22 protein-coding genes are annotated in these 22,970 nt (G+C 72.1%); 13 read left to right on the top strand and 9 right to left on the bottom strand.

Annotated features, from left to right (window positions below; translation table 11 throughout):
- The first annotated feature begins 66 nt into the window (after positions 1-66).
- Positions 67-1,038, top strand: coding sequence for a DNA polymerase domain-containing protein (locus BMY89_RS13575; RefSeq protein WP_092380105.1), 972 nt, complete (start codon positions 67-69; stop codon positions 1,036-1,038).
- Between the two features lie 9 nt (positions 1,039-1,047).
- On the opposite strand, the gene BMY89_RS13570 is transcribed toward BMY89_RS13575, so the two are convergent.
- On the bottom strand, positions 1,048-1,554 hold the full coding sequence (locus BMY89_RS13570) for an Lrp/AsnC family transcriptional regulator (protein WP_092380102.1): 507 nt from the start codon (positions 1,552-1,554) through the stop codon (positions 1,048-1,050).
- Positions 1,555-1,658: 104 nt separating this feature from the next.
- Here BMY89_RS13570 and pdhA point away from each other — a divergent pair, with 104 nt between their 5' ends.
- The 5 genes from pdhA (at position 1,659) to BMY89_RS13545 (ending at position 7,362) form a co-directional block, all read left to right on the top strand.
- Positions 1,659-2,813 carry a pyruvate dehydrogenase (acetyl-transferring) E1 component subunit alpha gene (gene pdhA, locus BMY89_RS13565; protein WP_092380100.1) on the top strand — a complete coding sequence of 385 codons (1,155 nt, stop codon included), beginning with the start codon at positions 1,659-1,661 and terminating at the stop codon, positions 2,811-2,813.
- Positions 2,813-3,829, top strand: coding sequence for an alpha-ketoacid dehydrogenase subunit beta (locus tag BMY89_RS13560; protein WP_092380098.1), 1,017 nt, complete (start codon positions 2,813-2,815; stop codon positions 3,827-3,829). Before pdhA ends, BMY89_RS13560 begins: the two co-directional genes overlap by 1 nt.
- Entirely contained in the window at positions 3,826-5,295 is a 1,470-nt protein-coding gene (locus BMY89_RS13555; protein WP_092380096.1) for a dihydrolipoamide acetyltransferase family protein, read from the top strand. The genes BMY89_RS13560 and BMY89_RS13555 overlap by 4 nt, the downstream gene beginning before the upstream one ends.
- A gap of 259 nt (positions 5,296-5,554) precedes the next feature.
- Positions 5,555-6,814 carry a L,D-transpeptidase gene (locus tag BMY89_RS13550; RefSeq protein ID WP_092380094.1) on the top strand — a complete coding sequence of 420 codons (1,260 nt, stop codon included), beginning with the start codon at positions 5,555-5,557 and terminating at the stop codon, positions 6,812-6,814.
- Positions 6,815-7,011: 197 nt separating this feature from the next.
- Positions 7,012-7,362, top strand: a complete 351-nt coding sequence (locus BMY89_RS13545) for an STAS domain-containing protein (protein WP_092380092.1) — start codon at positions 7,012-7,014, stop codon at positions 7,360-7,362.
- A gap of 56 nt (positions 7,363-7,418) precedes the next feature.
- Here BMY89_RS13545 and BMY89_RS13540 read toward each other — a convergent pair whose 3' ends face one another.
- From BMY89_RS13540 to BMY89_RS13530, 3 genes are all read right to left on the bottom strand, one after another.
- The gene (locus BMY89_RS13540) at positions 7,419-7,799 is read right to left on the bottom strand and encodes an FKBP-type peptidyl-prolyl cis-trans isomerase (protein WP_092380090.1); all 381 of its coding nucleotides are present in this window, start codon (positions 7,797-7,799) and stop codon (positions 7,419-7,421) included.
- A 173-nt stretch (positions 7,800-7,972) separates the two neighbouring features.
- On the bottom strand, positions 7,973-8,545 hold the full coding sequence (locus BMY89_RS13535; RefSeq protein ID WP_092380088.1) for a DoxX family membrane protein: 573 nt from the start codon (positions 8,543-8,545) through the stop codon (positions 7,973-7,975).
- A 120-nt stretch (positions 8,546-8,665) separates the two neighbouring features.
- Entirely contained in the window at positions 8,666-9,391 is a 726-nt protein-coding gene (locus tag BMY89_RS13530) for a helical backbone metal receptor (RefSeq protein ID WP_092380391.1), read from the bottom strand.
- 144 nt (positions 9,392-9,535) lie between these two features.
- On the opposite strand from BMY89_RS13530, the gene BMY89_RS13525 reads away from it, so the two are divergent.
- Both BMY89_RS13525 and BMY89_RS30370 read left to right on the top strand, forming a co-directional pair.
- On the top strand, positions 9,536-10,393 hold the full coding sequence (locus BMY89_RS13525) for a hypothetical protein (RefSeq protein WP_092380086.1): 858 nt from the start codon (positions 9,536-9,538) through the stop codon (positions 10,391-10,393).
- Positions 10,394-10,694: 301 nt separating this feature from the next.
- Positions 10,695-11,981, top strand: coding sequence for a hypothetical protein (locus BMY89_RS30370; RefSeq protein WP_092380084.1), 1,287 nt, complete (start codon positions 10,695-10,697; stop codon positions 11,979-11,981).
- Between the two features lie 146 nt (positions 11,982-12,127).
- On the opposite strand, the gene BMY89_RS13515 is transcribed toward BMY89_RS30370, so the two are convergent.
- Positions 12,128-12,475, bottom strand: coding sequence for a histone-like nucleoid-structuring protein Lsr2 (locus BMY89_RS13515; RefSeq protein WP_092380082.1), 348 nt, complete (start codon positions 12,473-12,475; stop codon positions 12,128-12,130).
- A gap of 276 nt (positions 12,476-12,751) precedes the next feature.
- Here BMY89_RS13515 and lon point away from each other — a divergent pair, with 276 nt between their 5' ends.
- Entirely contained in the window at positions 12,752-15,088 is a 2,337-nt protein-coding gene (gene lon / locus BMY89_RS13510; RefSeq protein ID WP_092380080.1) for an endopeptidase La, read from the top strand.
- Between the two features lie 73 nt (positions 15,089-15,161).
- On the opposite strand, the gene BMY89_RS13505 is transcribed toward lon, so the two are convergent.
- Positions 15,162-16,874 carry a DEAD/DEAH box helicase gene (locus BMY89_RS13505; protein ID WP_092380078.1) on the bottom strand — a complete coding sequence of 571 codons (1,713 nt, stop codon included), beginning with the start codon at positions 16,872-16,874 and terminating at the stop codon, positions 15,162-15,164.
- Positions 16,875-17,019: 145 nt separating this feature from the next.
- Entirely contained in the window at positions 17,020-17,892 is an 873-nt protein-coding gene (locus BMY89_RS13500) for a hypothetical protein (RefSeq protein ID WP_232521294.1), read from the bottom strand.
- 133 nt (positions 17,893-18,025) lie between these two features.
- Here BMY89_RS13500 and BMY89_RS13495 point away from each other — a divergent pair, with 133 nt between their 5' ends.
- The 3 genes from BMY89_RS13495 to BMY89_RS13485 all read left to right on the top strand — a co-directional run bounded on the left by BMY89_RS13495 (position 18,026) and on the right by BMY89_RS13485 (position 20,419).
- Positions 18,026-19,177 (top strand): sensor histidine kinase, encoded by a 1,152-nt coding sequence (locus tag BMY89_RS13495; RefSeq protein WP_232521293.1) that lies wholly within the window; start codon positions 18,026-18,028, stop codon positions 19,175-19,177.
- A complete protein-coding gene (locus BMY89_RS13490) occupies positions 19,174-19,779 on the top strand; it encodes a response regulator transcription factor (RefSeq protein ID WP_092380076.1) in 606 nt (201 codons plus the stop codon). Before BMY89_RS13495 ends, BMY89_RS13490 begins: the two co-directional genes overlap by 4 nt.
- A 64-nt stretch (positions 19,780-19,843) precedes the next feature.
- Positions 19,844-20,419 (top strand): TetR/AcrR family transcriptional regulator, encoded by a 576-nt coding sequence (locus tag BMY89_RS13485; protein WP_170147649.1) that lies wholly within the window; start codon positions 19,844-19,846, stop codon positions 20,417-20,419.
- A gap of 36 nt (positions 20,420-20,455) precedes the next feature.
- Here the strand turns inward: BMY89_RS13485 and BMY89_RS13480 are convergent, their stop codons facing one another.
- On the bottom strand, positions 20,456-21,364 hold the full coding sequence (locus BMY89_RS13480) for an SMP-30/gluconolactonase/LRE family protein (protein WP_092380072.1): 909 nt from the start codon (positions 21,362-21,364) through the stop codon (positions 20,456-20,458).
- A 5-nt stretch (positions 21,365-21,369) separates the two neighbouring features.
- A complete protein-coding gene (locus tag BMY89_RS13475) occupies positions 21,370-21,804 on the bottom strand; it encodes an SRPBCC family protein (RefSeq protein WP_092380070.1) in 435 nt (144 codons plus the stop codon).
- 206 nt (positions 21,805-22,010) lie between these two features.
- Between BMY89_RS13475 and BMY89_RS13470 the strand changes: the two genes are divergently transcribed.
- A complete protein-coding gene (locus BMY89_RS13470) occupies positions 22,011-22,967 on the top strand; it encodes a DUF5715 family protein (protein WP_092380068.1) in 957 nt (318 codons plus the stop codon).
- Positions 22,968-22,970: the final 3 nt, after the last annotated feature.

The following is a 22,970-nucleotide window of genomic DNA, read 5'->3' as shown; positions in this document are numbered from 1 at the left end:
GCCCGCGCGGCACGCTGGCCCGGTTGCTCCCCGGACGGTGTGCACACCGACGTAACCTCGGTAGCTGTGGCGACGGCGGCCGAGGAGATCCAGGTGGGGCAGCGGGCGGTCCGCGTCTCCAGCCCGGACAAACCGTACTTCCCCGAGCGGGGGCTGACCAAGCTCGACGTGGTGCGTTACTTCCTCGCCGTCGGCGACGGCATCCTGCGCGCGCTGCGGGACCGCCCGACCATGCTGGAGCGGTGGCCTCGCGGCGTCTTCGAGGGCGCGACGATCGCCACCCGACAGGACAGTCGGGGCGACGCGTTCTACCAGAAGCGGGTGCCGGCGGGTGCGCCCGACTGGGTGGGCACGGCGCACATCACCTTTCCCAGCGGTCGCAGCGCCGACGAGGTCGCGCCGGGCGAGCTGGCCGTGGTGATCTGGGCGGTGAACCTCGGTACGCTGCGTTTTCACCCGTGGCCGGTGACCCGGGCCGACGTCGAACGCCCGGATCAGCTGCGCATCGACCTGGACCCGCTGCCCGGGGTGGGATTCGACCAGGTGGTGCCGGTGGCGCACGAGGTGCGTGGCTTCCTCGACGAGCTGGGCCTGGTCGGCTATCCGAAGACCACCGGCGGGCGGGGCCTGCACATCTATGTGCCCATCGAGGCGCGGTGGAGCTTCGGTGACTGTCGTCGCGCGGTGCTGGCCCTCGGGCGCGAGATGCAGCGACGCCGTCCGGACCTGGTGACCACCACCTGGTGGCGGGACCAGCGGGACCGGCCGGTCTTCGTCGACTACAACCAGATGGCCCGGGACCACACGATGACCTCCGCGTACTCGATCCGGCCGACCCCGGCGGCGCTGGTCTCCGCGCCGCTTCACTGGGCCGAGCTGGACGACGCGCGGCCGGAGGACTTCGACGTCACGACCGTGCCGGCACGTTTCGCCGAGCGGGGCGACCCGCACGCCGGCCTGGACGGGCGACGCTTCTCGCTGGAGCCGCTGCTGGAGCTGGCCGACCGGGAGGGGTTGGAGTCCCCGCCGGAGCGCTGAGCCGGACGGTTACGCCCAGGGGCTGACCACCCCGTCGTACTCGTCGAAGACCAGCCAGCTGCGGGTGGACAGCACCCCGGCGATGCGCTGCACCCGATCCAGCACCACGTCCCGCAGGGTGGCGTTGTCCGGCGCTCGGACCAGCGCGAGCACGTCGTGCTCGCCGCTGAGCAGCGCGACATGCTCGACGTAGCGCACCCGCGCCAGCTCCGCCGAGACCTCCCGCCAGGTGTCCTGCCTGATCGTCAACGCGATGTACGCGGAGGTGCCCAGCCCGGCCGCCTCCGGGGCGATCCGCGCGGCGAAGCCGCTGATCACGCCGTCGCGCAGCAACCGCTCCACCCGGGCGTACGCGTTGGTGCGCGAGACGTGCACCCGTTCGGCCAGCGTACGGATGGAGATCCGGCCGTCCTGGGTCAGTTCGTCGAGAATGCGCCGGTCCACCTCGTCGAGCGCGGCGGCCGAACGTCCCGTTTCACCGGCCCGGCCCGGCCCGTCGGCGGCCTCCTGGCTCATCGCAGCCTCCATTCGGTGCCATTGGTCCCGCGTTTGCCGGCCATCTTGAGTCAATCATCCAACACCAGGAGCATAGGGCCACCACACGTCCAGGAGGTTCCGCCGTGACGACCACCCCCCAGGCGGCCCGCAGGGCATCCCCGCGCAAGCGCCGACCGAGCGCGCCCGACCCCTCCGCCGGCCTGCTGCCGCAGACCGAACCGGTGCGGCTGCTGAACCCCGACGGCACGCTGCTGCCGGCCCGCGCCGACTATCCCGAGCCGCCCGTCGAGGCGCTGCGGGAGATGTACCGGCGGATGGTCGTCGGCCGGCGCTTCGACGCGCAGGCCACCGCCTTGACCAAGCAGGGCCGGCTCGCCGTCTACCCGTCGTCCCGGGGCCAGGAGGCCTGCCAGGTCGGCGGCGTCCTCGCGCTGCGCGACGACGACTGGGTGTTCCCCACCTACCGCGAGTCGATGGCGCTGACCGCCCGCGGCATCGACCCGGTCGAGGTGCTCACGCTGTTGCGCGGCGACTGGCACTGCGGGTACGACCCGGCGCAGCGGCGGACCGCGCCGCAGTGCACCCCGCTGGCCACCCAGTGCGTGCACGCCGCCGGCCTGGCCTACGGGGAGTCGTACCAGGGACGCGACACGGTGGCGCTGGTCTACATCGGCGACGGGGCCACCAGTGAGGGCGACTTCCACGAGGGAGTCAACTTCGCCGCCGTGTTCAAGGCGCCGGTCGTCTACTTCGTGCAGAACAACCGGTATGCGATCAGCGTCCCGCTGTCCCGGCAGACCGCCGCTCCCTCGCTGGCCTACAAGGGCGTCGGCTACGGCGTGCCCAGCGAGCAGGTGGACGGCAACGACCCGGTTGCCGTGCTCGCCGTGCTGAACCGGGCGGTCGCGCACGCCCGCGCCGGCAAGGGTCCGTACCTGGTCGAGGCGCACACCTACCGGATGGAGCCGCACACCAACGCCGACGACGCCTCGCGCTACCGCGACGCCGAGGAGGTCGAGGCGTGGCGCGACCGCGACCCTTTGACCCGGCTGGAAACCTACCTGCGCGGCCGGAACATGCTCGACGACGCGGCCGTCGCCGAGATCGCCGAGCAGGCCGAGACGTACGCCGCGCAGCTGCGCGAACGGATGAACAGCCAGCCCACGGTCGATCCGCTCAGTCTCTTCGACCATGTCTACGCCCAGCCCACCCCGCAGCTGGTGGAGCAGCGTGAGCAGGTGCGCGCCGAACTCGCCGCCTCGGAGGAGGACGCCTGATGCCCACCATGACCATGGCGAAGGCGCTCAACGCCGCGCTCGCCGACGCGATGCTCGACGACGAGCGGGTGGTCGTCTTCGGTGAGGACGTCGGGCAGCTCGGTGGGGTCTTCCGGATCACCGACGGGTTGCAGGCGCGCTTCGGCGACAAGCGTTGCTTCGACACGCCGCTGGCCGAGGCGGGCATCGTCGGCTTCGCCGTCGGGCTGGCCATGTCCGGGCTGCGCCCGGTGGTCGAGATGCAGTTCGACGCCTTCGCGTACCCGGCCTTCGAGCAGATCGTCTCCCACGTGGCGAAGCTGCGCAACCGCACCCGGGGCGCGTTGAGCGTGCCGATGGTCATCCGGGTTCCCTATGCCGGTGGCATCGGTGGCGTCGAGCACCACTGCGACTCCTCGGAGGCGTACTACGCGCACACCCCGGGTCTGAAGGTGGTCACTCCGGCGACGGTGGACGACGCGTACTCGCTGCTGCGGGAGGCGATCGAGGACCTCGACCCGGTGGTGTTCATGGAGCCGAAGAAGCTCTACTTCGCCGGCGCCGAAACGTCGCTGCCGGCGCGCACCGAGCCGTTCGGCCGGGCGGTCGTGCGCCGGCCCGGACGTGACGCCACCCTGGTCGCGTACGGTCCGGCGGTCCCGGTCGCGCTGGAGGCCGCCGAGGCCGCCCGTGAGGAGGGCTGGGACCTCGAGGTGGTCGACGTACGCACGATCGTGCCGTTCGACGACGCCACGATCGCCGCCTCGGTCCGGCGTACCGGCCGTTGCGTGGTGGTGCAGGAGGCGCAGGGCTTCGCCGGGGTCGGCGCGGAGATCGCCGCCCGGGTGCAGGAGCGTTGCTTCCACGCGCTGCACGCGCCGGTGCTGCGGGTCTCCGGGCTGGACATCCCGTACCCGGCGCCGATGCTGGAGCACACCCACCTGCCCTCGGTCGACCGCGTACTGGACGCGGTGGCCCGGTTGCAGTGGGAGGACCAGCCGGATCCGCGTTGGCTGACCGAGGGCAGCGCGGCATGACCGAGCGTGATTTTCTCCTGCCCGACCTCGGCGAAGGACTCAGCGAGGCGGAGATCGTGCGGTGGCGGGTCGCGGTCGGCGACACCGTCACCGTCGACCAGACCGTGGTCGAGGTCGAGACCGCGAAGGCCGTCGTCGACGTGCCCTGCCCGTACGCCGGCCGGGTCGTCGCCCTGCACGGCGCGGAGGGTGAGGTGCGCCCGGTCGGCCAACCACTGATCACCGTCGCCGAGCCGGTCGCCGTCGACGCGACCGAACCCACCGGTCACGCCGTCTACCGCGAGGAGGAGCGGGCCGGCTCCGGCAACGTCCTGATCGGGTACGGCACCGGCCACGGCGGCTCCCGCCGCCGACGGCCTCGGCTCGCACCCGCCACGCACGCGCCGGTCGTGAGCGGCGCACCGGCGGCCTCGCCCAGCCTGACGGCGGCCTCGCCTGGCCGCGCGGCGACCCCGCCCGGTCCCGGCCTGCCCCCTGCGGCGGCAGCCGGGCGCGAGCCCGGTCGGCCTGGGGCGGCGCAGCCCCTGGTCATCTCGCCGATCGTGCGGCGGTTGGCCCGCGAGCGTGGGGTGGACCTGGCGACGGTGCGCGGCAGCGGCCCTGGCGGTGTCGTCCGGCGGGCCGACGTGGAGGCAGCGGCTGACGTCACCGGGGCGGCCGGCCAGAACGCGGTGGCCGGCGTGAGTGGGGCGGCCCGGCTGACCGCGGTGCCGGACCTGCCGGCAGCGTCGGCGGAGCATCCGGCGCAGCTCGCCGCCGCTACGGCCGGTATCCAGGATCTGGTCATCCCGTTGACCGGCATCCGCCGGGCGATCGCGGACAAGCTGTCGCGCAGCCGGCGGGAGATCCCGGAGGTGACCATCTGGGTGGACGCCGACGCCACCGCGCTGCTGGAGACCCGGGCCGCGATCAACACCGCCCGGCCGGACCAGCCGGTGAGCATCCTGGCCCTGCTCGCGCGGATCTGCCTGTCCGGGTTGCGCCGCTACCCGCAGCTCAATGCCCGGGTCGACACCGAGGCGCAGCGGATCATCCAGTCCGCCGGGGTGCACCTGGGCATCGCCGCCCAGACCGACCGGGGCCTGGTCGTGCCGGTGCTGCGCGACGCCGACCGGCTCACCACCGCGGAGCTGGCGGCCGAACTCGCGGCCACCACGGCGGCGGCCCGGGCCGGAGACCTGCCACCGACCCGGCTCACCGGCGGGACCTTCACGCTGAACAACTACGGGGTGTTCGGCGTCGACGGCTCGACCCCGATCATCAACCTCCCCGAGGCGGCACTGCTCGGCGTGGGTCGGATCGTGGACAAGCCATGGGTCGTCGACGGCCAGCTGGCGGTCCGGAAGGTGACGCAGTTGAGCCTCACCTTCGACCACCGGGTCTGCGACGGCGGGGTCGCCGGTGGCTTCCTGCGGCACGTCGCGGACTGCGTCGAGCAGCCGGCGCTGCTGATCGCCAACGTCTGACAACCGTCTCGACCGGGAGGTTCACGTCCAGTCCGGATGAGTCTGGACGTGAACCTCTCAAGGCGGCAAAGGGGCCGTTCGCCGCAGCCCGCCGGCTATCGCCTGTCCCGCCCTCCGGTGGTATTCCTCCCTCGTCGTGTGCGAATACGGAAAAACGTTCGCCCGGCAGTCTTTCCGCTCTTGCGGGAAATTGCGGAAACGTCGGCGGCGAGCCGGGAGAATATGGCGGAGGACGCGGCGATAAACGGGGGGACGCATCATGAGGTTGAGGCGGCGACTGACGCTGTTGGCGGTGGGTGTGGCGGCGGCGCCGCTGGCGCTGGGCGCGTGCACCAGCGACCGCAGGCCCGGGCAGTCGGCCGAGGCGCGGACCAACCCGGAATTGGCCGTCACACCGGCCGAGGGCACCCGGGACGTACCGCTCAGCGGCGAGATCGGCACCGTGGTCAAACATGGGCGGGTCACCGCCGTGCGGATCACCGACGACAAGGGTGCGGCGGTGGCGGCCGAGCCCCGCGAGGACGGCACCGGGTGGGTGCCGAGCAAGGTCCTGGAGCCGAAGCGGACCTACACCGCAGAGGTGACCGCGACCGGGGATTCGGGGACCACCATCACCCGCAAGACCACCTTCACGACCCAGCCGAAATCATCTAAACCGGCCATCACGAGCGTGCTGTATTTCGCCGGGGATCGGACGTACGGTACCGCGATGCCGGTAACCGTCGCCTTCGACCCGCCAATTCCAGAAGAGGCCAGGACGGATGTGCAGCGCCGTTTGTTCGTGAAGACGGATCCGCCGCAGCCGGGGACCTGGTCCTGGGTGTCCGACGGTAGTCAGGTGTACTACCGGGCACCCGATTTCTGGCGGCCCGGTACGAAGATCAGCGTCCGCTCGGCGCTGGAGGGCCTGCCGATCGGCAAGGAGAGCGTCGGTGACGCCGACCGGCGGGCGACCTCGAAGATCGGCCGGCAGGTCGAGTTGGAGATCGACAATGCGACCAAGCAGATGTCGGTGATCCGCGACGGCAAGCTGCTCCGGAAGTTGCCGGTCAGCCTCGGCAAACCGAGCACCCCGACCTCCAGCGGCAAGATGGTGATCATGGACAAGCACGAGTTCACCACGTTCGACACGCGCGGCTCGGCCGACCCCTATGTGGTGGATGTCGAAGACGCGCAGCGGCTCACCTGGGGCGGCGAGTTCATCCATGGGGCGCCCTGGTCGGAGGGGGACCAGGGGTACACCAACGTGTCGCACGGGTGCACCAACCTCTCCGCGGCCAACGCGGACTGGCTGATGGGCATCACCCAGGTCGGCGACCTGGTCACCGTCAAGGGGACCGAGGTCGAACTCAACGAGGGCAACGGCTGGACGGCCTGGAACGTCAGTTGGGAGCAGTTCGCCAAGGGCAGCGCGCTGCCCGTACCCGCCGGGCTGCGGCCCGCGCCCACCCAGGCGCTGGATCCGGGCGCGGTGGCCGGTGGCTCACCCGAACCGCAGCCGTCAGCCAGCGGCGGCTGACCAGGACGGTACGTGCCGGGCCGGGTCCCTCGCGGGCCGGCCCGGCCTCGCCACGACCGTGCCCGCCGGCCGTGGCGACCCTGACGGGGGATCGTCCCTAGGGTGGACGCGTCACTGCTGAGGGTCATGCCCTGGGCTTACCCGGAACCACCTCTGCGCAGGGTGGAAGTGTCGGTGCCGGGGGATAGGTTCAGCTCATGCGAGAGCGCGAGGAGCGGTTCCACGTCGAGACCGAGGTCTCCGACGACGCGGTGTGCGTTCGAGTGGTCGGCGTGGTCGACATCGCCACCGTCGCCATGTTCCGTGCCGCGCTGTGGGCGGCTCCCAGCCGCCCGGAGCTGCGGGTGGATCTCTCTGGTGTCCGGCTGCTCTCCGCCACCGGGGTGCGCACGCTGGTCGCGGCCCGGCTCTGGGTGCGGGCCCAGGGCGGCGAGTTGGTGCTGGTCGATCCGCCGCCCGTGGTGGAGCGGGTGCTGTACGCAACCGGCCTGCGCCGGATCATCCCGGTCATCGGTGCGGCACCCGAGCGGGTGCTCGCGGCGGCCTGACCCGCGGCGACCGGAGTGTCCGGCGCCGGGCACGGGGCCGGCGCCGGACACGCGGGTCAGCGGACGCCGAGCAGGTCGACCACGAAGACCAGGGTCTCGTTGGGCTTGATGACGCCACCGGCACCCCGGCTGCCGTACCCGAGGTGCGGCGGGATGGTCAGCTTGCGCCGGCCACCGACCCGCATCCCCACCACGCCCTGGTCCCAACCGTCGATGACCCGCCCGCCGCCGAGCGGGAACTCGAACGCCTCGCCCCGGTTCCAGGACGCGTCGAACTCGGCTCCGGTGGAGTGGGAAACCCCGACGTAGTGCACGCGGGCCACCTGGCCGGGCTGGGCCTCGGGACCCTCGCCCACGCTGATGTCCTCGATCACGAGGTCAGCCGGCGGGGCACCCTCGATCGGACCGATCTCGGGCTTGCTCGCTGCCTGGTTCATGCGGATTCTCCTGGGACGTCGGTTTCGGTCAGCATGATTGTGCCGGATGCTGCGGCCGGCAGGCCCACCGGATGGTCGTGACCTCGGTGGCCGCCGATACGAGACGGCGGCCGGCGCACAGTGCGGCGGGCGCCACCGGGAGGTGACGCCCGCCGCGCGGGGAGGCGATCAGGTCAGCGGAGCCAGCCGAAGCGCTGGACGATCGGCAGCCGCGCCCAGGTGCGGCCGAGGCCCCAGTTGTCACCGGCGTTGGTCACCGCGAGCAGGGCCAGCACGCCGGCGTAGATCAGGTGGTCGTCCATGAAGGGGTTGTTCTCGGGAGGCAGGACGGCCGTCCACATCAGCACCAGCATCAGGCCACCGGCGGCGGCGGCGACGCGTACCCCGATGCCGAGCATCAAGGCCGTGCCGATGGCCGCGAGACCGATCATGAACAGCCAGTCGGCCCAGGCTGCGCCGGCGATGCTGTTGTAGAAGCCCTGGAACGGGCCGGCGGCGCCGAAGCTCAGGAAGCCCTTGGTCGGGCTGCCCCCGTCGATCCAGGCGTTCTTCGCCTCGGTGGCGAACCCCAGGCCGAACATCTTGTCCAGGAAGGCCCAGAGGAAGATCCAGCCCAGCGCCAGGCGGAGCCCGCCGAGCAGGTATCGGGTGGCCTGCTGCCGGGTGGTCTGCTCCCGGATGGTCTCGGCCCCCGGGGTGTTGACGGCGGCGGTGTTCCGCTTGGTCGTCGCGGTCATCGTGTCCACGTCCCTTCGCTGCTTCGCACCGCTGTCCCGGTGGCACTTCTATTGGACTCCCGGAGGTGCGTCGCGGTCAGGGCCGACCGGTCCCTGACCGGGCGGGACCTTCGACCCCTGTCCGCCCGGTCAACCGGCGACGATCGGGTCGGCGAGCTGGGCGGTAAGCACCCCGCGGGCCTCGGCCAGCGACGGGCCGTACCAGGTCAGGTGCCGTCCGGACACCAGGGCGCAGGGCATGCCGGCGAACGCCTCCGGCCCGTCGTCGCCGGTGAACCGGTACGGCTCGTCCGGCAGCACCACCAGATCCGGCTCCGCCATCAGCATCTGGTCGAGGTTCGGCCGGGGATACCGTTCCGGCTGCTCGGCGTACAGGTTGTACACGCCGAGCCGGCGCAGCACGTCGCCGGCGAAGGTGTCGGCGCCGAGCACCACCCAGGGTCGCCGCCAGACCGGCACCACCGCGCGGCGCGCGACCGTCGTACCGGCCGGCGCGGTCCAGGCCTGTCGGGCCGTGGCCAGCCAGTCGGGCTCGGCGGGCGTACCCAGGTCGCGGAGCAGGTCGGCCAGCTCGGTCAGCGCCCCGTCGACGGTGCGCGGGTAGGTCACCCGGATCGGCACCCCGGCGGCGGCCAGGGCAGCGGCGTCCTCGCGGCGGTTCTCCTCGATGTTGAGCAGGACCAGGTCGGGGCGGAGGGCCCGGATCCGGTCCAGGTCGGGAAACTTGCTGCCGCCCACCCGCGGCACATCCAGGTCGGCCGGATGGGTGCACCAGTCGGTGGCTCCCACCAGCAACCCGGGGAGGGTCACCGCCACCGCCTCGGTCAGCGACGGCACCAGGGAGACCACCCGCACCCCGTCCACCTCCTCGGCGCCGGGGGCCACGGTCGGGCCCGGGTGGCTCGCCATCGGCCTGTCGACGGCCCCACCGGGGGAGCCGACCGGAATGATCGTCATCCTAGACTCGGCGGTCGGCAGCAGGATTGGGTGGATACGACGATGACCGGTGACGACTCCTGGCTGTCGACGGTGCCTACCGGCGCCGGTCGCGGCCCCGCGCTGCTCTCGACCCAGCGGCGGGTCCATGCCGGCCTGCGCCTGGGTGAACTGCTCCGGCGCCGTCCACCGGGACTCACCGGCAACCAGTGGAGCACGGCCAGCCGCACGCTGCTCGACCAGGTGGTCTGCGCGGCGGACACCGGACGACCGGAGTTCGCCGTCGAACTCCGTCCACCGTCGCCGGATTCGGCTGCCCGGCGCGCCGAGCGGACCACGGAGGCGGTGGTCACGGCGATCGGTCTGCCGCTGCTGCGGATCGCCTCCGCCACCCTGCGGGCCGCCGAGCACGGGCCGCGGATCGCCGGCTACGTGATCGATGCCCGCCGGTACGCCGAGGGCGCCGACGCGTCGGCGCAGTCGTACGTCGAGTTTCGCGACATTGTCGGCCGGCTGCCCGACGGGCGCGACGGCGCGGTCAACGACCTCGGCGTGCTCGCCCGGGTCGAGGCGGTCGAGGCGTATGTGGCGCGGCGGCTGACGGATCCGATCCTGCGCGGACTGCACGTGTACTGGGCACAGGGGCCGGCCGAGGGATGGAGTTGGGCCGAGGTGCGTCCCGGTGGCTTCCTGGTGGAGCGGGTGACGCTGTGCGCGTACGGGCTGCACTGCGGAATTGATCTGGCCCGGTTCGCCGAAGACCTGGCCGTGCTCGCCGTCGGCGAACGGCTGAGGAAACTGGAGACGGAGACGCCGACGCTCGTTTCTCGCGAGGAGCTGCTCCGCGCAATCCGGGGGTTGCGGGCCCGCCAGGACGATCTCGTGGACACCTTCGCCTACGACCACCTCTGCCAGGACTGACTACGCCTCGGTGCGGTAGTCGTCCCGGGGCGGACGGTAGCGGCTCGGACGCGGAAAGAGAACCTCGAAAAAAAGTCACCACCCTTTGAACCGCTGTCGTGGCGGGGCCGTACCTCACCGGGAATGGACAGGATCTCCCCAACCCGCACCGGTAGGCGCGGGAGACGGTGCGGAAAGGGCATCGTCGCTCGTCGACGTGCCATCGGCGTGTTCGGACGGTCCCCGTCGAGCACGCCACCAGGATTCCGTTCGGTCCGTCGAGTCACGAATCAGGTACCGGATCGAGAAGGAGAGCAATTCGATGCGCAGGTCAACCCGGTCGCGCCGACCATCCGGTAGCGCGCGGACCAAGCGACTTCTGGCCGTTGGCGCCACGCTCGCTGTCTTCGGCGGCGTGGTCGCCGTGACCCAGATCTCGTCGGCCGGTGACCGACGGCAGAACAACCAGCAGCGTCCGGTGTCGGCCGACTGCGTGGAACCGAGCCCCGGTGCCACCGCACCGACCGGTCGCGGCGTCACCACCACCCGCACCTGGCAGAACGGCCGCTGGGTGACCAACCACTGGGGTGATGGGCAGCAGACTGTCGAGGAGTGCCAGGAGACCCGCACCGGCACCGGCGGCGCGACCACCGGCGCTGTCGCCGTTGCCTGTCCCGATGTGGTCGGTCGGCTGCCGCAGGTGCCCGACCGGGCCCGCGCCGAGGTGGACCGCAACCTGAACGCCCTGCAGACCCAGATCACCGAGGCCGACCAGCGACTCGCGGCCGAGGGCAACAGGGGTCAGGCGTTCATCAACAACAGCATCCTCGGCCCGCTGGCCAGCAAGCGTCGGGCGACCCTCGACCGGATCACCATCGCCATCGACCGGTTCGGCCCCCGGCCGCGCGGTCTGGCCAATCTCGCCACCTGCCAGGTCCGCCCGGTCGACAACACCAACGGCGGCAACAACGGCGGCAACAACGGTGGCGGCAACGACAACGGTGGCGGCAACGACGGTGGCGGCAACAACGGCGGAGGCAACAACGGCGGAGGCAACAACAACGGCCTCGACGTGCTCGCCAACAACTGCGACAACAGCCAGCTGCAGCGGCACGACGGTTTCCAGAACGGCAACCGCTGCATCACCACCGCCTTCGGCGAGGTCGGTTCCGCGGCCAACAACCCGTCGCTGCTGATCACCGACTCTCCGCAGCAGGTCAACCGCAACGAGGGCTTCGCACTCCGGATCAGCACCCGCAACCTGATCCGGGACCGGTTCCTCCCGGCCGGCCAGGGCGGCTACTACCTGGAGAGCTCGCTGCTCAACGAGCAGGGCCTGACCCGCGGCCACTTCCACACCGCGTGCCGGATGCTGCCCAACGTCAACGAGGCGCCGGCGCCGGAGCCGGTACCGGCCTTCTTCGTCGCCACCGAGGACGGCGGCGGTGGTGCCCAGCCGGACGAGGTGACCATCCAGGTTCCGGGCCTGCCGGATTCCGGTATCGCGCAGTGCGCGGTCTGGGCCGGTGACGGTTCGCACCGTATCCCGATGTCGGAGCGGGCGAACCAGACCCCCGCGTTCGACGCGGTGCGGATCCAGGTCAACTGATGTCAATCAACTGACGCCATGTGTGTGGGGCCGTCCGGAAGACCTTCCGGACGGCCCCACACGCATGTTCGGGGCCGAGCGACCCATTTCGAACGTCGGCGACCTGGGCCACAGGGCCTTACCGCGCCAGACCGGTGTACCCCTGCTCAGCGGCTCTTGTACGCCTCGACCACCTCGACCGGGATGCGACCCCGTTCGGAGATTTTGTATCCGTTCTTGACCGCCCATTCCCGGACGGCGCGGTTCTGCTCACGGTTCATTCCCGGCGCCGGCGAACCGCTGGCGCGGCGCGGCGTGCGGCTGGTGTCGGGGCCCCCACGGCCAAGTCGACGGCCAGCATCGATAAACGGATCCAGCGCCTTGCGCAGGACACCCGCGTTCTCGTCGGACACGTCGATCGTGTACGCCACGCCATCCAGGCTGAACTCGACCGTACGGTCGGCCTTTCCGCCGTCGAGGTCGTCGGTCAGCACCGTGATTACTTTTTTAGCCATCGTCAATTACTCCCTGTGTCTGGCGGGGTGTGGTCAAAGTTTGACTCATCGCCCCGCAATTGCGCAACAAAGCGCGCCTTGCGGCGGTCCGCGTTTTGCGCGCCAACAGAATTCTCGATTTCGGATGTCGCGCCGTGGGCGTGGTGGACCGGCACGGGCCGTCCGCTCACCGGCCCGCGGTGAGCGGTCCTGTGTTCCAGGCCACACCGAGGAACAACCGCGCTCCGTTCGAGCTTGAGCCGTACACGCTCAACTCGATGCGATAGCAGGTGTTCGATGGCAACTCTTCCGGTACTTCCACTGACCGACGCCGTACTGCTGCCCGGCATGGTCATCCCGGTGACCCTCGACCCGACCACTCAGGCCGCGGTCGACGCGGCCCGGGCCACCGGCGACCGCAAGCTACTCGCCGTGCCGCGCCTGGACGGCGAGTACGGCCCCGTCGGCGCGATCGCCACGATCGAGAAGGTCGGCCGGCTGCCCAGCGGCGAGCCGGCCGCGGTGATCCGCGGCCTCGGCCGTGCCCGAATCGGTTCCGGCGTGCCCGGTCCCGGCGCGGCGCTCTGGGTCGAGGCGACCGAACTCGACGAACCGGCCCCGGCCGGCAAGGCGCGGGAGCTCGCCCGCGAGTATCGCGCCCTGATGACCTCCGTTCTTCAACAGCGGGGCGCGTGGCAGGTCATCGACGCGATGGAGCGGATGACCGACCTCTCCGAGTTGGCCGACGCGGCCGGGTACGCGCCCTGGCTCACCCTGGCGCAGAAGACCGAACTGCTGGCCGCGCCGGACGTCGCGGCCCGGCTGGAACTGCTCGTCGGCTGGGTGAAGGACCATCTGGCCGAGCAGGAGGTCACCGAGCAGATCAACTCCGATGTGCGCGACGGGCTGGAGAAGTCGCAGCGGGAGTTCCTGCTGCGACAGCAGCTCGCCGCGATCCGCAAGGAGCTCGGCGAGGACGCGCCGGACGGCTCCGCCGACTACCGGGCCCGCGTCGAGGCCGCTGACCTGCCGGAGAAGGTACGCGAGGCCGCGCTGCGCGAGGTCGGCAAGCTGGAGCGGGCCAGCGACGCATCCCCCGAGGCCGGCTGGATCCGCACCTGGCTCGACACGGTGCTGGAGATGCCGTGGGGCACGCGTACCGAAGACAACACCGACCTGGCCGCGGCGCGGGCCGTGCTCGACGCCGACCACGCCGGCCTGGCCGACGTGAAGGACCGCATCCTGGAGTATCTCGCGGTGCGTAACCGGCGGGCCGAGCGCGACCTCGGCGTGGTCGGCGGTCGCGGCTCCGGTGCCGTGCTCGCCCTGGCCGGCCCGCCCGGCGTCGGCAAGACCAGCCTCGGCGAGTCGGTCGCCCGGGCGCTCGGGCGGAAGTTCGTCCGGGTCAGCCTCGGCGGCATCCGGGACGAGGCGGAGATCCGGGGCCACCGGCGTACCTATGTCGGCGCATTGCCCGGTCGTATCGTCCGGGCGCTGCGCGAGGCGGGTTCGATGAACCCGGTGGTGCTGCTCGACGAGGTCGACAAGCTCTCCGTGGGGTACGCGGGCGATCCGGCCGCCGCCCTGCTGGAGGTGCTCGACCCGGCGCAGAACCACACCTTCCGGGACCACTACCTGGAGGTCGACCTCGACCTGTCCGACGTGCTGTTCCTGTCCACCGCCAACGTGGTGGAGACCATCCCCGGCCCGCTGCTGGACCGGATGGAACTGGTCACCCTGGACGGCTACACGGAGGACGAGAAGGTCGCCATCGCCCGCGACCACCTGCTGCCCCGGCAGCGGGAGCGGGCCGGGCTGACCGCCGACGAGGTGGACGTCGACGCCGCGGCGCTGGGTCGCGTCGCGGGGGAGTACACCCGGGAGGCCGGCGTACGGCAGCTGGAGCGAGCCCTCGCGAAGATCATGCGGAAGGTCGCGGTCGCCCTGACCGGCGATCCGACGCCGGTCCGGGTCGGCGTGGACGACCTGGTCCGTTACCTCGGCCGCCCGAAGCACACGCCGGAGTCTGCGGAGCGCACCGCGGTGCCGGGCGTGGCCACCGGCCTCGCGGTCACCGGCGCCGGCGGAGACGTGCTCTTCATCGAGGCGACCAGCATGGAGGGTGACCCAGGGCTGACCCTCACCGGCCAGCTCGGTGACGTGATGAAGGAGTCGGCGCACATCGCGCTCTCCTACCTGCGCGCCAACGGCCGCCGGCTCGGCCTGGACCCGAACGCCCTCGCCGGGCGGCGGATCCACCTGCACGTCCCGGCGGGCGCGGTGCCCAAGGACGGCCCCAGCGCCGGCATCACCATGGTCACCGCCCTGGCGTCGCTGGCCAGCGGCCGGCCGGTACGCCCCGAGTTCGGGATGACCGGCGAGGTGACCCTCTCCGGTCGGGTGCTGCCCATCGGCGGGGTGAAGCAGAAGCTGCTCGCCGCGCACCGGGCCGGCCTGACCGAGGTGGTGATCCCGGCCCGCAACGAGCCGGACCTCGACGACCTGCCGACCGAGGTACGCGAGGCGCTGACCGTGCACACCCTGGCCGATGTCGCGGACGTGCTCGCCTTGGCGCTACGTCCGGCCGAGATCGACCCGGCATCGCTGGGCGGCCAGCACCTCACCGCCGCCTGAGGTGTAAGGAGGGGCCCCCTGTTAACGCCTGGCGTATAGCAGGGGGCCCCTGTTAACAAACTCCCGCCTCGCCTCAGCGGCTGTCGTCGCGGTCGCGGCGGACGGTGGCCTTGCGGCCCTTGATGGTGCTGCCGCGCAGTCCGGCGATGACCTCGTCGGCGACCGAGTTCGGCACCTCGACCAGGGAGAACCGGTCGGCGATCTCGATCGAGCCGATGTCCCGGCCGCGGATACCGGTCTCGCCGGTGATCGCGCCCACCAGGTCCTGCGGGCGTACCCCGGCGCGCCGGCCGAGGCCGATGAAGACCTGGGTGGTGCCGCTGGCGCGGGGACGCGCCGGTCGGCGTTCTCCCCGGCCCTCGTACCCCGGTCGGCCGTCCCGCGTCTCCCGCCCCTCCCGGGGTGAGCGGACCGCGACCTGCGGGATCTCTTCCTCGGCGTCGTCGGAGCCGGGCAGGGTCGCCTCGTGGGACAGTTTCACCGCGGCGAGCGCCACCTCCATCAGGTCGAACTCGTCGCTGAGCGTCTCGACGATGACCCGGAACGGGTCCAGGTCGTCCTCCAGCAGGCTCTCCCGCAGCGCGGCCTGGGTGAGCTCCAGTCGACGGGTACGCAGGTCGGCGACGGTGGGGATCTTGTCAATCATGATCCGTTGCCCGGTGACCCGCTCGATGGTCTTGAGCATCCGATGCTCCCGGGGCTCGGCCAGGGTGATCGCCACCCCCTCCCGGCCGGCCCGGCCCACCCGGCCGATGCGGTGCACGTACGACTCCGGAGCCGACGGCACGTCGTAGTTGACCACGTGGCTGAGCTGCTCGACGTCCAGCCCACGGGCCGCCACGTCGGTGGCGACCAACAGGTCGGCGGTGCCGGACCGGAGCCGTCCCATCACCCGGTCGCGCTGCTCCTGGCTCATCCCGCCGTGCAGCGCCTCGGCCCGGTACCCGCGACCGTTCATCGTCTCGGTGAGCCGGTCGACCTCCTCCCGGCTGCGGCAGAACACGATCGCCGCGGTCGGCGACTCGACGTCCAGCACCCGGCCCAGCGCCGCCGGCTTGTGCGCCCGGGACACCAGGTAGGCGCTCTGCCGTACCCGGGGCGCCTCGCCGGCCACCGCCTGCTCGCGGGCGATGAGGATCCGCACCGGATCGCTCAGGTGGGCCCGGGCCATGCCGTCGATCCGCCCCGGCATGGTGGCGGAGAAGAGCACCGTCTGGCGTTGCTCGGGGGCGTGTTCCAGGATCGCGTCGATGTCCTCGGCGAAGCCCATGTCGAGCATCTCGTCCGCCTCGTCGAGCACCACCGCGGCGATGTTGCCCAGCCGCAGCGTGCCCCGGGCGATGTGGTCCAGTGCCCGGCCGGGGGTGGCCACCACCACGTCAACCCCGATGTCCAACGCCCGCAGCTGCCGGCCGATCGGCTGACCGCCGTAGATGGGTAGCACCCGGGCGCCGAGATCCTTGCCGTAGCGGTGGAACGCCTCCGACACCTGCACCGCGAGTTCCCGCGTCGGCACCAGCACCAGGGCCAGCGGGTCGCCCGTCCGATCGTCCGGCATCCGTTGCAGCAGCGGCAGTGCGAACGCCGCCGTCTTGCCGGTGCCCGTCGCCGCCTGCCCGAGCAGGTCCCGGCCGTCCAGCAGCGGAGGGATCGCCTCGCGCTGGATCGGCGTGGGCTCCTCGTAGCCGAGCGCGGCGAGCGCGGCGAGCAGTTCGGGCCGCAGGCCGAGATCCGCGAAGGCGGGGTGGTCGGTGGACGGGTCGGGCGATACGGGCGTGGAACTCATGGGTCAAGCTTTTCATTACGCCATCTCGCCCGCTGCGCCGACCACCGGAACAAGCGAGGCCGGGCCACCGGAACAAGCGAGGCCGACCACCGGACGACGCGCGGGGTCCGCCGCCCCGTGCCGGCGGACCCCCCGTGGGACCGTCTCAGCCGGTGACCAGCGCCAACATGATGGTGATCCCCAGCACGGCGTCGATGACCGCGCAACACTCTGCGTAGCCGCGTGGGACCACCTGTCGGGTGCGGTGGTGGTACAGGTCCCATCCCGCGTGGGCCAGCCAGCCGACCGCCACCAGCCACTGCCCGGCGCTGCCGCCGACCGACACGGCGAGCAGGGCCAGCGCCGACCAACCCGCCAGACCGGCGAGCTGGAGCCGAAGGTTCCCGGGTACGCCCCACTGTCGGCGGAAGCTGCCGATCACCAGGTAGCCGATCGGCAGGACCAGCAGCGTGTACGCGGCCAACGGTGCGGGCGAGGTCCAGTTGTCGGCGGTCATCAGCAGGGCCAGCCCGGCCGGCCAGCGGTGTGCCAGCACCCGCGGCAGCGGGTGTCGCGGGGCGGGCCGGGCGATGGGGTGCCCGGTGTATTCGTGCCGGCGGCGCAGCGCCACCGCGATCATCGCCGGCACCATCAGCAGGTGGGCACCGGTCGACAGGGCGTCGGCGTCGAGCAGCCCGGCTGCCCAGGGTACGAGCAGCAGCAGGACCGGCGCGTACATGGCCAGCACCATTTCGCCGAGCGCGGCGACGCTGTGCCCGCGGTACCACATCCACACCGCCATGCCGACGCTCATGTCGGTGGCCATCAGCAGCGCGCCGACTCCGGGCGAGGCCGGGGCCAGCCCGAACGCCGTACCCAGGGCGGCGCGTGCCGGGCCGAGCACCAGCATCCCGGCGACCATGGCCAGCAGCATCTCCAGCAGGTGCCGGACCAGGTGCCGGTGTCGGAGGTGCCGCCGCGGCCCGGCCCGGCGATCGGGGGTTGTCGTGGCGGCGGCCGTCGAGTTCAGCTGTGTCATGCCATCGAGCGTCATCGCCGCCGGGCGCGGGAACCATCCGCCTGGTGTCACCGGTCGGCCGGGTGAAACGCACGGGCGGACCGGGCACACCGGCGGGTCCACCGGCACGACGTAGCGTTCTACCCTGGCGACCGTGGTGGCGGAGGTGGCGGTGCCGGGTGGGGGAGCGGCCCTGTCCCGCGCCCGCGCCGCGACCCTGGTCTCCCTGGCCTGCGGCATGGCGGCCACCCTGCTCCTGCCGGCGGTCGGCCTGACCCGGGAGCCGGACCGGTGGCGGCTGGCGGCGGGCACCGTCGGGCTGGTCGCGTTCGCGCTGGTCCTGGCGGTGGCGCTGTACGCCGCGGTGACGCCCGAACCGCCCGGTCGGCTGCGGCTGCGGCTCGGCTACGTCGGCGTGACAGTGCTCAGCGTGCCACTGGTGGCACCGGTCGCCGTCGGCGCGTGGCCCACCTGGGCTTGGCTCGGCGCGGCCGTCGTCGGGGGAGTCCCGTTGCTGGCTCCGTTGCGGGCGGCGGCACCAGCGGCGGCCGGTGTCGCCGCGGTCGCGGCGGCGGTCGCCGCCGCGACCGGAGCGTCGGTCGGCCGGGCGTTGTTGATCACCGGCGGCGTCGGCCTGAGTGTCGCCGCCGTGAACGGCTTCCAGGTGTGGTTCTTTCGGCTGCTCGTCCAGGCCGGACAGGGGCGGGCGGCGCAGGCCCGGCTGGTCGCCGCGCAGGAGCGGCTGCGTTTCGCCGGTGACGTGCACGACCTGCTCGGGCACCACCTGACCGTCATCGCGCTCAAGTCCGAACTGGCCGCCCGGCTCGCGGCGGACGACCCCGCACGGGCGGGCCGGGAGGCGGGTGAGGCGCAGCGGCTGGCCGCCACGGCCCTGACCGAGCTGCGCCGCACCGTGCACGGCTACCGTCGGGTCGACCTCGCCGAGCAGCTCACCGCCGTCGGTGAGGTGCTGCGCTCGTCCGGGGTGCGGTGCACGGTCGTACCACCGGCCGGCGAGCTGCCCTCGGAGGCGGCGATCCAGCTCGCGGCGGTGCTTCGCGAGGCCGGTACCAACGTGCTGCGCCACAGCCGGGCCGGCTGGTGTCGGATCGAGATCATCCAGGAGGAGCACGTGGCGCGGATGACCGTGACCAACGACGGCGTGACCGCCCCGGCGTTGCCGGACCGGCACAGCCACGGCCTGCGCGGTCTGGCCGACCGGCTGGCCGGGGCCGGCGGGCAGCTGCGCACCCGCTGCGCCGACGGTGTCTTCACCGTCGAGGCGACCGTGCCGACCGCCGCATGATCCGCGTTCTGCTCGCCGACGACGAGGAACTGATCCGTACCGCCCTCGCCGCGCTGCTCGATCTCGAGGCGGACCTGACGGTCGTCGCGCAGGCCGCCGACGGGGAGTCGGCGGTGACCGCCGCCCTCGCGCACCGGCCCGACGTGGCAGTGGTCGACCTGGCCATGCCCCGCCGGGACGGGTTCCAGGTGGCCGCCGAACTGGCCCGGGCGCTGCCGGACTGCGCGGTGGTCATCCTCACCGGCCAGGGTCGCCCGCCGCACCTGACCCGGGCGTTGGCTGCCGGGGCCCGGGGCTTCCTGCCCAAGGGCTCGCCCGGTGGTGCGCTGGCCGACGTCATCCGCCGGGTGCACGCCGGCGGCCGGTACGTCGACCCGGCGCTCGCGGCGGACGCGCTCACCATCCCGCCGTGCCCGCTGACCCCCCGCGAGTTGGAGACGCTGCGACTGGCCCAGGACGGGGCACCGGTCGCCTCGGTCGCCCGCCGTGCCCACCTGTCCAGTGGCACCGTCCGTAACTACCTGGCGATCGCCGTGCAGAAGCTGGGCGTCGACAGCCGGGCCGAGGCGGTACGCGTGGCCCGGGAGTGCGGCTGGTTGTGAACGCCGCAGGGTCATGTACCGAACGGTACATGCGGGTGGCGGTGGTGGCCGTAGCATGCCTGTCGTGACCGTCGCAGAGCCCGCCACAGGTCCGCAGGAGGCGCTCCTGCGGCGGGCGATCGCATGGTTCGCGGCCAACGGCGTCGGGGACACCAGCCTGCGTACCCTCGCCGCGCAGATCGGCACGAGTCACCGGATGCTCATCTACCACTTCGGCTCTCGCGCCGGGTTGCTCACCGCGATGGTCGAGGCCATCTGGCGGGACCAGCAGGAGTTTCTCGAGTCGCTGCCACGTGAGGCGGCCGACGACCCGTACGACGGGGCCTGGCAATTCTGGGTCCGGCTCGCCGACGACCGCGCGTTCGCGCCGTTGTTCTTCGAGATGTCGGCGGCGGCGATGCAGGGGCACGCGTGGGCGAGTTCGCTGCGTACCTGGATCGTCGTCTGGACCGACCGGCTCGGTCAGTTCTTCGAGGACGTCGGCCACCCGCCCGCCCAGGCCCAGGCTCAGGCGCGGATGGCGATGGCGATGACCCGGGGCGTGCTGTTCGAGCTTGCCCTGACCGGTGACCGGGCCACCGCCGACGCGACGATGGCGGCCTTTCTGGACTCGACGCGGCCGTCCCGCCGTGCCGGGTGACCTCGCCGCGGTGTGGCCGTGGTCGCGGCGGTGGGGTCACCCGCCCGTCGGCCCGGCACCGGTGACGTTGAGCGCGAGCGAGTAGACCGAGGTGGTTGCCGTCACGAACAGCACGTTGCGCTTGCGGCCACCGAAGGTGAGGTTCGAGCAGATCTCCGGCAGTCGGAGCTTGCCGAGCATGGTCCCGTCCTGGTCGAGACAGTGCACGCCGTCGTGGGCGGCGACCCAGAGCCGGCCCGCGCTGTCCAGCCGGATCCCGTCGAACGACCCGGCGTCACAGTCGGCGAGTACGCCGCGGTCGCGTAGCGCCCAGTCCGGTCCGACATCGAAGTGCCGCAGGTGCCGGCGCTGGGTGTCGACGATGTACAGCCGGCGCTCGTCCGCGGAGAACGCGAGACCGTTGGGCCGTTGGAAGTCGTCGGCTACCCGGTCCACGCGGCCGTCGGGTGAGCAGCGGTAGACGTGGCAGCCGTCCAGTTCCGGCTCCGCCCGGTGGCCCTCGTAGTCGCTGTCGATGCCGTAGCTCGGGTCGGTGAACCACAACGAGCCGTCCGCGGTCTCCACGACGTCGTTCGGACTGTTGAACCGCTTGCCGCGCCAGCGGTCCGCCACGACGGTCTGCGACCCGTCGGGCTCGGTGCGGGTCACCCGACGGGGTCCGTGCTCGCAGGTGACGACGCGGCCGCGCCTATCGAGGGTGCGGCCGTTGGCGTAGCCGGCGGGGGTCTGGAAGACATCGCACCGGCCGGACACCTCGTCCCAGCGCAGCACCCGGTCGTTCGGGATGTCACTGAACAGCAGGCAGCGCCACGCGGGGGAGTAGGCCGGCCCCTCCAGCCAGCGTCCGCCGTCGAACAGCCGCTGCACGACGTGGTCACCCCGCACCGCTCGGAACCGCTCGTCCAGTACCTCCCACTGGGTCGGTACCCGTTCGACGGTCGACATCGGCGTCACACCTCGCCGTGGCCGCGCTCGGCCAGGCTGGCGAAGGTCGCGGCCTCCTGCTCGAGCAGCCGTCGGGTCCGCCTGGCGAAGAGCACCCGCACGAGCCGGGAGCCGGGGCCGTCCCAGTCGATGCGCAGTTGCAGCCGGGTGGTGTCGCCCTCCGGATGCAGGACGTGCGTCGCCGTGGTCCGCACGCCCGCGGTGCGGGCTGCCCAGGTGAAGCCGGCCTCGGGACGCCAGTCGGTCACCTGGTACGTGGCGGCCGCCAGCCCTGGCTGGCGAACCAGGAAGCGACTCCCGACCGTGATCGGCCCGGGACCGTCGACCCGCCTGACCTCGTTGACGGTGGGTAACAACTCGGCCCAGCGATCGAGGGCGCTCACCGCTCTCCACAGGGAGGTGCGGTCGGCGCGAACGGGCTGATCAACCACTATCGACATGTACCGGATGGTACATGAGTGTTCAGTGTGGTCAACGCCGTGATTACCGCCTGAGTCGGGTGCGTGTCTGCCACTGCGCGACACGTGACATCTACGCCGCTTCTGCCACGCCTTAGAGGGATATAGGAGTGCTGCTCGCACTTATCCCGATTCGCGTGGTTACTGTCTGCAACAGGCGATCGTCGCACCGGCAGAGAGGACCGACCATGCGAGTGCCCAGCCGAAGCCCGGGACATCAGTCCGGTCCGCCTGTCACTCCGGCCCGACGTCGTCCGCGTGGCAGCGTACGCCCGCTCACCGCCGCCCCGCCCGACCTGGAGGCCTACCGCGAGGCCGTCGCCGAACTGCTGGTCGAGGTGGGTGCGCTCGCCCAGGCGGCCAGCACGAACGCCCGTCAGGTGCTGATCGACCAGCGACTGCGGGAGCCGGCCATCGCCAAGGTGCTCGAAGCGACCTCGCAGGGCCTGATCGGCGCCCGCGAGACCCTGCTGCTGGAGATGGCGCGGTACCAGCCGAACGCGCGCAGCTCCGCCGGCGACCTCGCCGCCCTGGTCCGCATCTACCTGCTGTCCCGCGTCGACGTGATGTGGTGGCGCGACGCGTCGACCTTCCTCACCGACACGGAGGTGCACCACAGCACCGAACTGGTCGACCTGGAATGGCTGCGACGCCGGGACCTGCTGCGGTTCCGCTACACCGAGCAGCCCCGCACGGTCGTCGGCCGGGGGGTACGCGCCGTGCGCCGTCGGATGTTGCCCGACGCCACCCCGCGTACCGCCGGGTTGCTCTTCCGCCGGGCCCGCCGTGAGGTGGTCGCCCTGCTCAACGACATCGGCCGGGAGTTCGCCGCCGCCACCCCGGCGGGCACCCCGCCGCTGTGGGTGACCAGCCTGGTCCGCAGCGCCGAGCACCAGTACCGGTTGCGGCGCCTCGGGTACGCCGCGATGGTGCCCAGCGGGCACTGCCTGGGCTGGGCGGCGGACGTGGAGATGGAGTGGTTCGGCCGCTTCGGCGTGCGGGACACCCTGGCCGGGCTGTTGCTGAGCAGGCAACGGGCCGGAGAGATCAACGTGGTCGACGAGGGGCAGGCGTGGCACATCTGTCTCGCGCCGTCCGCGACCCTGCGGCTGCGTCGGGCGTACGAAGCCGAGATGGGGATCTGAACG

Source organism: Micromonospora phaseoli, assembly GCF_900109115.1.
GTDB lineage: Bacteria > Actinomycetota > Actinomycetes > Mycobacteriales > Micromonosporaceae > Micromonospora > Micromonospora phaseoli.
The sequence above is the reverse complement of the archived record's forward strand: the minus strand, read 5'-3'. Positions and strand labels throughout refer to the sequence as shown.

Coding starts and splice junctions, on each gene's coding strand:
- BMY89_RS13505 (WP_092380078.1), bottom strand. CDS start 16,874: ATGAGTTCCACGCCCGTATCGCCCGACCCGTCCACCGACCACCCCGCC.
- BMY89_RS13490 (WP_092380076.1), top strand. CDS start 19,174: ATGATCCGCGTTCTGCTCGCCGACGACGAGGAACTGATCCGTACCGCC.
- BMY89_RS13470 (WP_092380068.1), top strand. CDS start 22,011: ATGCGAGTGCCCAGCCGAAGCCCGGGACATCAGTCCGGTCCGCCTGTC.
- BMY89_RS13550 (WP_092380094.1), top strand. CDS start 5,555: ATGAGGTTGAGGCGGCGACTGACGCTGTTGGCGGTGGGTGTGGCGGCG.
- BMY89_RS13475 (WP_092380070.1), bottom strand. CDS start 21,804: ATGTCGATAGTGGTTGATCAGCCCGTTCGCGCCGACCGCACCTCCCTG.
- BMY89_RS13500 (WP_232521294.1), bottom strand. CDS start 17,892: ATGACACAGCTGAACTCGACGGCCGCCGCCACGACAACCCCCGATCGC.
- BMY89_RS13525 (WP_092380086.1), top strand. CDS start 9,536: ATGACCGGTGACGACTCCTGGCTGTCGACGGTGCCTACCGGCGCCGGT.
- BMY89_RS30370 (WP_092380084.1), top strand. CDS start 10,695: ATGCGCAGGTCAACCCGGTCGCGCCGACCATCCGGTAGCGCGCGGACC.
- BMY89_RS13560 (WP_092380098.1), top strand. CDS start 2,813: ATGCCCACCATGACCATGGCGAAGGCGCTCAACGCCGCGCTCGCCGAC.
- BMY89_RS13555 (WP_092380096.1), top strand. CDS start 3,826: ATGACCGAGCGTGATTTTCTCCTGCCCGACCTCGGCGAAGGACTCAGC.
- BMY89_RS13540 (WP_092380090.1), bottom strand. CDS start 7,799: ATGAACCAGGCAGCGAGCAAGCCCGAGATCGGTCCGATCGAGGGTGCC.
- BMY89_RS13515 (WP_092380082.1), bottom strand. CDS start 12,475: ATGGCTAAAAAAGTAATCACGGTGCTGACCGACGACCTCGACGGCGGA.
- lon (WP_092380080.1), top strand. CDS start 12,752: ATGGCAACTCTTCCGGTACTTCCACTGACCGACGCCGTACTGCTGCCC.
- BMY89_RS13480 (WP_092380072.1), bottom strand. CDS start 21,364: ATGTCGACCGTCGAACGGGTACCGACCCAGTGGGAGGTACTGGACGAG.
- BMY89_RS13545 (WP_092380092.1), top strand. CDS start 7,012: ATGCGAGAGCGCGAGGAGCGGTTCCACGTCGAGACCGAGGTCTCCGAC.
- BMY89_RS13570 (WP_092380102.1), bottom strand. CDS start 1,554: ATGAGCCAGGAGGCCGCCGACGGGCCGGGCCGGGCCGGTGAAACGGGA.